Origin of the sequence: Burkholderia sp. Ap-955 (assembly GCF_011753045.1) — a bacterium.
GTDB lineage: Bacteria > Pseudomonadota > Gammaproteobacteria > Burkholderiales > Burkholderiaceae > Burkholderia > Burkholderia lata_D.
Genome location: NZ_VWWH01000029.1, coordinates 64,726 through 71,825, shown reverse-complemented (window position 1 = coordinate 71,825; position 7,100 = coordinate 64,726). Strand labels below are relative to the sequence as shown.

General features: G+C 65.3%; 6 protein-coding genes and 1 pseudogene. 3 read left to right on the top strand and 4 right to left on the bottom strand.

The window, feature by feature from the left end; all coding sequences use genetic code 11:
* Together F3J15_RS17750 and F3J15_RS17745 are read right to left on the bottom strand one after the other, a co-directional pair.
* Window positions 1-180, bottom strand: a pseudogene (locus F3J15_RS17750) (hypothetical protein); the annotation flags it as partial.
* A 104-nt stretch (window positions 181-284) separates the two neighbouring features.
* On the bottom strand, window positions 285-455 hold the full coding sequence (locus F3J15_RS17745) for a rubredoxin (protein WP_004186709.1): 171 nt from the start codon (window positions 453-455) through the stop codon (window positions 285-287).
* 254 nt (window positions 456-709) lie between these two features.
* Between F3J15_RS17745 and F3J15_RS17740 the strand changes: the two genes are divergently transcribed.
* A complete protein-coding gene (locus F3J15_RS17740; RefSeq protein ID WP_089424656.1) occupies window positions 710-1,576 on the top strand; it encodes a hydroxymethylpyrimidine/phosphomethylpyrimidine kinase in 867 nt (288 codons plus the stop codon).
* A gap of 188 nt (window positions 1,577-1,764) precedes the next feature.
* Here the strand turns inward: F3J15_RS17740 and groL are convergent, their stop codons facing one another.
* Both groL and groES read right to left on the bottom strand, forming a co-directional pair.
* Window positions 1,765-3,405 carry a chaperonin GroEL gene (groL, locus tag F3J15_RS17735; protein WP_039361154.1) on the bottom strand — a complete coding sequence of 547 codons (1,641 nt, stop codon included), beginning with the start codon at window positions 3,403-3,405 and terminating at the stop codon, window positions 1,765-1,767.
* 46 nt (window positions 3,406-3,451) lie between these two features.
* Entirely contained in the window at window positions 3,452-3,745 is a 294-nt protein-coding gene (gene groES / locus F3J15_RS17730; protein ID WP_039361157.1) for a co-chaperone GroES, read from the bottom strand.
* Window positions 3,746-4,425: 680 nt separating this feature from the next.
* Between groES and F3J15_RS17725 the strand changes: the two genes are divergently transcribed.
* Together F3J15_RS17725 and F3J15_RS17720 are read left to right on the top strand one after the other, a co-directional pair.
* Window positions 4,426-5,892 (top strand): carbohydrate porin, encoded by a 1,467-nt coding sequence (locus F3J15_RS17725; RefSeq protein ID WP_166893046.1) that lies wholly within the window; start codon window positions 4,426-4,428, stop codon window positions 5,890-5,892.
* Window positions 5,893-5,956: 64 nt separating this feature from the next.
* A complete protein-coding gene (locus tag F3J15_RS17720; RefSeq protein WP_166893044.1) occupies window positions 5,957-7,090 on the top strand; it encodes a hypothetical protein in 1,134 nt (377 codons plus the stop codon).
* The last annotated feature ends 10 nt before the right edge of the window (window positions 7,091-7,100 follow it).

Genomic DNA, 7,100 nt, shown 5'->3' with positions numbered 1-7,100 from the left:
CGGCAGCCAGCCGGCTTCCGCCAGCACGGCCGCCGCAGCGGACAGCGGTGCGGCCGCGTCGTCGCGATGCTCGAAAGCGTCGGCGGCCGCCGCAAGCCATGCGTCGGCCGCGCGCACGGCCCCGCCGCGCGGGTTGGGCAATGCGTCAGGGTGGGGAACGTTCGCCGGTTCGGGCCTCATGGACACGCGCGCCTGTCATCGTCAAGTCGCTCGCGCAAGCCTCGACGCGCGAGCGCCGGGCCGATGCGAGGCCTGAGCGGTGTGTCCGTGGGCCAAGGGTCCGGTCAGATCTGGACCATCTCGAAGTCTTCCTTGCGGGCGCCGCATTCAGGACACGTCCAGTTGATCGGGACGTCTTCCCAGCGCGTGCCCGGGGCAATGCCCTCTTCCGGCAGCCCGGCTTCTTCGTCGTAAATCCAGCCACAAATCAGGCACATCCAGCTCTTGTATTCCATCTTAAGCCGCGTCGGGAAAGTCGGTAAATTCGGGAGCCATGATGGTACCGTGTCGGGGCCGGACTGCCTAGCAATCGCGCTGGAGTAACGCGACTACGTTGCGCTGCGCTAAAAAATCCGTCGTGCAGGCCGGATTCCGCCGCATAATGGCTGAAAAGTGCGGCCTGCCGGGCAACACAGGGCCGAAAACGCCCATTTCGCCTCGCCGTCCGCATGCCCGTCGCTTTCCCGTTTTTCTCTTGCCCCATTTTTACATGTCCAGCAACGCCCCTCCGATCGTCCTCACCTTTGGCCTGTCCGACCCCACCGGCGGCTCTGGCATTCAAGCCGATCTGTTGACCCTGGCGAGCATGGGCTGTCACGGCGTGTCCGTCCTGACGGGCTACACCGTGCGCGACTCGGCCGCCTGCGACGAAGTGACCGGCCTCGATCCCGACGTGGTCGCCGCCCAGGCGCGCATGCTGCTCGAAGACATGCCGGTTGCGGCGTTCAAGATCGGCGCGGCGACGCGCGCGGAAGTCGTGAGCGCGATTGCCGAGGTCGTCGCCGACTACGACGGCGTGCCGCTCGTGCTCGCGCCCGACTTCACGCTCGACGACGAGCACGTGCTCGCCGCCGACGACCTGCGCGAATCGATCGCCGACCTGCTGGCGCCGCAAACCACACTGCTGGTCGCCGACTACGCGACGCTGATCGCGCTTGCGCAGCCGGACGGCGACGCCGAGGCGCCGAATCTCGACGCGGCCGTCTCGCACCTGCTGTCGCAGGGCTGCGAGTACATCCTGTCGTCCGAGACGGGCTCGCACCGGCTCGTCAATACGCTGTACGGCGAGGAAGGCCAGCTCCGCGAGGACATGTGGGATCGCTCGCCGCACCGGCTGATGGGCATCACCGACACGCTGGGCGCGGCCATCGCGGCGCTGCTCGCGAACGGCCAGGAGCCGCCCGAAGCGGTTCGCGAGGCGCAGGAATACCTGTACCAGGCCGTGCGTGATGCGTTCCGGCCCGGCATGGGGGCGTACCTGCCCGACCGGTTCTTCTGGGCGCGCAGCAACGAAGATTCGGATACGCCGCCGGCCGTGAAGGCCGACCCGGTGCCGAGGACATCGCACCGGCATTGACGCACGTGCGGCGGGGCATGCCCCGCCGTCGCCCCCACGTCAGGCCCTTTGGGCGCAGCACCTCCGGCCGCCCCGCGCACGCATCGAAATCCGCGCGCACATAAAAAAAGACCCGCATCGCTGCGGGTCTTTTCTTTTGGCTGGAACGCGCATCGCTGCGCGCTCCGGACACCATCGACCGAAGTCGATTACATGTCCATGCCCATGCCGCCCATGCCGCCCGGCATGCCGCCCGGCATCGGTGCATCTTCCTTCGGCAGTTCAGCAACAGCTGCGTCCGTCGTCAGCAGCAGGCCTGCAACCGACGCTGCGTTCTGCAGTGCGGTACGCGTGACCTTGGTCGGGTCGACGACACCGGCTTCGACCATGTCGACGTACTCGCCCGTCGCTGCGTTGTAGCCGTAGTTGCCCTGGCCTGCAGCAACTGCCGCCACCACGACGCTGGCTTCTTCGCCGCCGTTCGTGACGATCTGGCGCAGCGGCTCTTCCATTGCGCGCAGCACGATCTTGATGCCGGCGTTTTGATCGGCGTTAGCGCCGGTCAGGCCCGCGATCGCGGTGCGAGCGCGGATCAGCGCAACGCCGCCACCTGCCACGATGCCTTCTTCCACAGCTGCGCGCGTTGCGTGCAGTGCGTCTTCGACACGTGCCTTCTTTTCCTTCATTTCGACTTCGGTCGCAGCACCGACCTTGATCACTGCAACACCGCCGGCCAGCTTGGCCACGCGCTCTTGCAGCTTTTCACGGTCGTAGTCCGACGTCGCTTCTTCGATTTGCGCGCGCACTTGCTTCACGCGTGCTTCGATGTTCACGGCTTCGCCTGCGCCGTCGATGATCGTCGTGTTTTCCTTGCCCACTTCGATGCGCTTCGCCTGACCCAGTTCTGCCAGCGTTGCCTTCTCGAGCGTCAGGCCGGTTTCTTCCGCGATCACCTGGCCGCCGGTCAGGATCGCGATGTCTTCCAGCATCGCCTTGCGACGATCGCCGAAGCCCGGCGCCTTGACCGCAACGGTCTTCAGGATGCCGCGGATGTTGTTGACGACCAGCGTTGCGAGCGCTTCGCCTTCGATGTCTTCAGCGATGATCAGCAGCGGACGGCCAGCCTTAGCGACTTGCTCGAGTACCGGCAGCAGATCACGGATGTTCGACACCTTCTTGTCGTGCAGCAGCACGAACGGGTTGTCGAGGACGGCGACTTGCTTTTCCGGGTTGTTGATGAAGTACGGCGACAGGTAGCCGCGGTCGAATTGCATGCCTTCGACGACGTCGAGTTCGTCAGCCAGCGACTTGCCGTCTTCGACGGTGATGACGCCTTCCTTGCCGACCTTGTCCATCGCTTCAGCGATGCGATCGCCGATTGACGTGTCGCTGTTCGCCGAGATCGAGCCGACCTGTGCGATTTCCTTGTTGGTCGTGCACGGCTTGCTGATCTTCTTCAGCTCTTCGACAGCCGCTGCGACTGCCTTGTCGATGCCGCGCTTCAGGTCCATCGGGTTCATGCCCGATGCGACGTACTTCATGCCTTCGCGAACGATCGATTGCGCGAGGACGGTTGCCGTCGTCGTGCCGTCGCCTGCGTTGTCGCTGGTCTTGGAAGCGACTTCCTTGACCATTTGCGCGCCCATGTTCTGGAGCTTGTCCTTCAGCTCGATTTCCTTCGCGACCGACACACCGTCCTTGGTGACCGTCGGGCCGCCGAAGCTGCGCTCGAGCACGACGTTGCGGCCCTTCGGACCCAGCGTGACCTTGACTGCGTTGGCGAGAATGTTCACGCCTTCGACCATCTTCGAACGGGCGGAATCGCCGAATACGACGTCTTTAGCTGCCATCTTCTAACTCCTTGAATTCTTGGGAATATGTACCGTCGGTGGACGCTTACTTGGCGTTGACCACGGCCATGATGTCTTCTTCGCGCATGACCAGCAGTTCGCTGCCGTCGACCTTCACGGTCTGGCCTGCGTACTTGCCGAACAGGACGCGATCGCCGACCTTCACGTCGAGCGCGATCGGGGCGCCCTTGTCGTCGCGCTTGCCCGGGCCGACGGCCAGGACTTCACCCTGGTCCGGCTTTTCAGCAGCGGCGTCGGGGATCACGATGCCCGAGGCGGTCTTGGTTTCCTGATCCAGGCGCTTGACGATCACGCGATCGTGCAAAGGACGAAGGTTCATATTCACTCCTCTCTTGACTGAGATTGAAGAACGCTTAGGGAATCTGCCCGGCTTATCGCCCGGCAGAGAATTGTTAGCACTCTCGTGCAGCGAGTGCTAATTATATGGACGGGTTTTGACAAATTCAAGAAGGGGGACCTGACGAATTTTCAAGGCGGGGACGGGGCGAAAAAAGCACGAGGATCCGACAAAAAATCCTTTGAAAACAAACCCTGACAAGCGTCGCCCGGCCTTGCCGGTGGGGCCGCCCGGCCCGGAAATCTCATCCAGCCCCGTTTGGACACCGGGAAAGCACGGAGTTCCTGCGATCGGCGGCATTACCTCATAAATTCCGTAGCGGCGTCGATTCCGTCCGCCGGCACGCGCCATCCGGCGCCCGCCGGTTGCCTCCTGCGCCCCGCCCCGCGGATCCATCGATCCGCATCGAAGCATTCATTTTCGTTACGGCGATATTTACGGTTTACCTCGGCACCAAACAAGTGTCGGGCGCCATCCGTAAGGAGGTGGATTACATTCAGTAATTTAGATGCGAATCATTCTCGTTTACATTGACTTTCTCATTTGAGACTCCTACGATGCGCCGCGTTGCGTTCATCTTCATGCCCTGGCCGATCGGTGCCGAGCGTCCGGACAGCGACCGACAAGCAGGACTCCACACTAATTAGAACCACGGATTTGATATGAAGTTTGCGTCGTTCCAGGGAGACAACCTCCGGGCCCGGATGCGCCCCGCCGCGTGCGCGGCCATCCTCGCATGTGCATCGTTCGCGAGCGGCGCGGCTTTCGCCGACGTGCCGGTCGACGCACAGCCCGAAGCCCCCGAGGCCGACCTGGCGATCCAGGCGAAGCCGACCAACATGTGGACCGGCATCTGGACGCGCCAGAGCCTGCTCGGCGACATGGGCGGCATCCGCCCGTGGCTCGGCAAGTACGGCGCGACGCTGCAAATCACCGAAACCAGCGAATACCTCGCGAACCTGCGCGGCGGCCTGAACCGCGGCGGCGCGTACGACGGCTTGACGACGGCCACCTTGACGGTCGACACGCAGAAGGCAATCGGCCTGCCTGGCGGCACGTTCAACGTCAGCGCACTGCAGATCCACGGCACCAACCTGAGTGCGCGGAACCTCGGCACGCTCAACACCGCGAGCGGCATCGAGGCGCAGGGCACGACGCGCCTGTGGGAGCTGTGGTACCAGCAGTCGTTCCTCGACAAGCGCGTCGACGTGAAGATCGGCCAGCAGAGCCTGGACCAGGAATTCATGGTCAGCACGTATGCGAACACGTTCGTCAACACGATGTTCGGCTGGCCCGCGCTGCCGTCGTACGACCTGCCGAACGGCGGCCCCGCGTATCCGCTCGCGGGCCTCGGCGTGCGCGTACGCGCGCAGCTCACGCCGAAACTCACCGCGCTCGCGGGCGTGTTCGACGGCGACCCGCTCGGCAACAACCCGAACAACCTGAGCGGCACCAACTTCAACCTGCACAACGGCGCGCTCTATATCGGCGAACTGCAGTACGCGCTGAACCAGCCGTCGGACGGCGAAATGGACACCGGCCGCTCGAGCGGGCTGCCGGGCACCTACAAGATCGGCGTCTGGTATCACAACGGCCGCTTCGCGGACCAGAACGTGGGCACCGACGGGCTGCCGCTCTCGGATCCCGCGTCGAACGGCGACGCGCGGCAGCGTCACGGCAACTACAGCTTCTACGCGGTGGCCGACCAGATGATCTGGCGCCCCGACCCGACCGGGCCGCGCAGCCTCGGCGTGTTCGCGCGCGTGATGGGCGCGCCGGGCGACCGCAACCTGGTGAGCTTCTCCGCCAACGCGGGGATCGTGCTGAAGGCGCCGTTCGCAGGCCGCGACAACGACAGCGTCGGCCTTGGCGTCACATACATCCAGGTCGGCAACCACGTGACCGACCTCGACCAGACCGCGCGAACGTTCGCGGCCGGCCCGTACGGCGTGCGCACGCGCGAGACGACGCTCGAAGCGACCTACCAGTACCAGGTCAACCCGTGGTGGATCGTCCAGGCCGACGCGCAGTACACGTTCAATGCCGGCGCCGGCCAGAACCCGAGCGACCCGACCCAGCCGCTGCGCAACACGTTCGTGCTCGGCGCGCGGACGACGATCACGTTCTGAGCGACGCGCCCACGCTGACCATTTTCGCGCGCCGCCCGGACGGCGCGCTCCCCAGGAGACCCACATGAATCCATCCGCCCCGCTTCGCCGTCTCGCGACGGGCGTACTGGCCGTCGCCGCACTGACGGCCGCCGCCGGCGCACTCGCCGAGCCGCAAGGTTTCCTCGAGACCGTGCATCGCCACACCACGCTCGTCAACACGGTGCCGGACAACGGCGACCAGAACCCGTACGCGATCGCGGTCGCGCCGGTGTCGGCCGGCACGATCCAGGCGGGCGACGTGCTCGTCGACAACTTCAACAACTCGGCGAACCTGCAGGGCACCGGCAGCACGATCGTCAACTACCGCCCGTCGACGAAGCAGCTGAGCCTGTTCGCGTCGATCCCGCGCGGCCTGAAGGCGTGCCCGGGCGGCGTCGGCCTGTCGACGGCGATGACGATGCTGAAATCCGGCTGGGTGATCGTCGGCAGCACGCCGAGCAACGACGGCACGACCAACACCAAGGGCGCCGGCTGCCTGATCGTGCTCGATCCGCAAGGCAAGATCGCGTCGACGTGGTCGACCCCGAACATCAACGACCCGTGGGGCAACATGGCCGTGGTCGACCGCGGCGACAGCGCGACGCTGTTCGTCAGCATGGCCGGCTTCGGCGTCGGCGGCGCGGACGGCAATCCGCCCGTCTACAAGCAGGCGACCGTACTGCGTCTCGACCTCGACGTGCCGGCCGGCAAGCCGCCCGTCATCAAGCAGGAAACGATCGTTGCGAGCGGCCTCGGCGCGCAGGCCGACAAGGGCGTGTTCCTGGTCGGCCCGACCGGCCTCGCGCTGTCGGGCGACCAGAAGAAGCTGTACGTGTCGGACGCGATCGGCAACCGCATCGTCGAGATCGACGACCCGCTCACGCGCGATACCAGCGCGGGCGTCGGCCGCCAGGTGACCGCCGACGGCTTCCTGCGCCGCCCGCTCGCGCTCGCCACCGCACCGAACGGCCACCTGCTCGCGACCAACGCGCAGAACGGCCAGGTCGTCGAGATCGACCCGGTCGCCGGCAAGCAGATCTACGCACGCTGGATCAATACCGACAAGGCGCAATCGCCCCCCGGCAACGGCAACCTGTTCGGCATCGCCATGACGCCCGAAGGCGACGGTTTTTACTACGTCGCGGACGACGTCAACACGCTGTTGCTCGCGAAGTAAGGGAGCCCAT

Bases quoted from the DNA above. Each gene is read 5' to 3' on its own strand.
- F3J15_RS17740 (WP_089424656.1), top strand. From the start codon at position 710: ATGTCCAGCAACGCCCCTCCGATCGTCCTCACCTTTGGCCTGTCCGAC.
- groL (WP_039361154.1), bottom strand. From the start codon at position 3,405: ATGGCAGCTAAAGACGTCGTATTCGGCGATTCCGCCCGTTCGAAGATG.
- F3J15_RS17745 (WP_004186709.1), bottom strand. From the start codon at position 455: ATGGAATACAAGAGCTGGATGTGCCTGATTTGTGGCTGGATTTACGAC.
- groES (WP_039361157.1), bottom strand. From the start codon at position 3,745: ATGAACCTTCGTCCTTTGCACGATCGCGTGATCGTCAAGCGCCTGGAT.
- F3J15_RS17720 (WP_166893044.1), top strand. From the start codon at position 5,957: ATGAATCCATCCGCCCCGCTTCGCCGTCTCGCGACGGGCGTACTGGCC.
- F3J15_RS17725 (WP_166893046.1), top strand. From the start codon at position 4,426: ATGAAGTTTGCGTCGTTCCAGGGAGACAACCTCCGGGCCCGGATGCGC.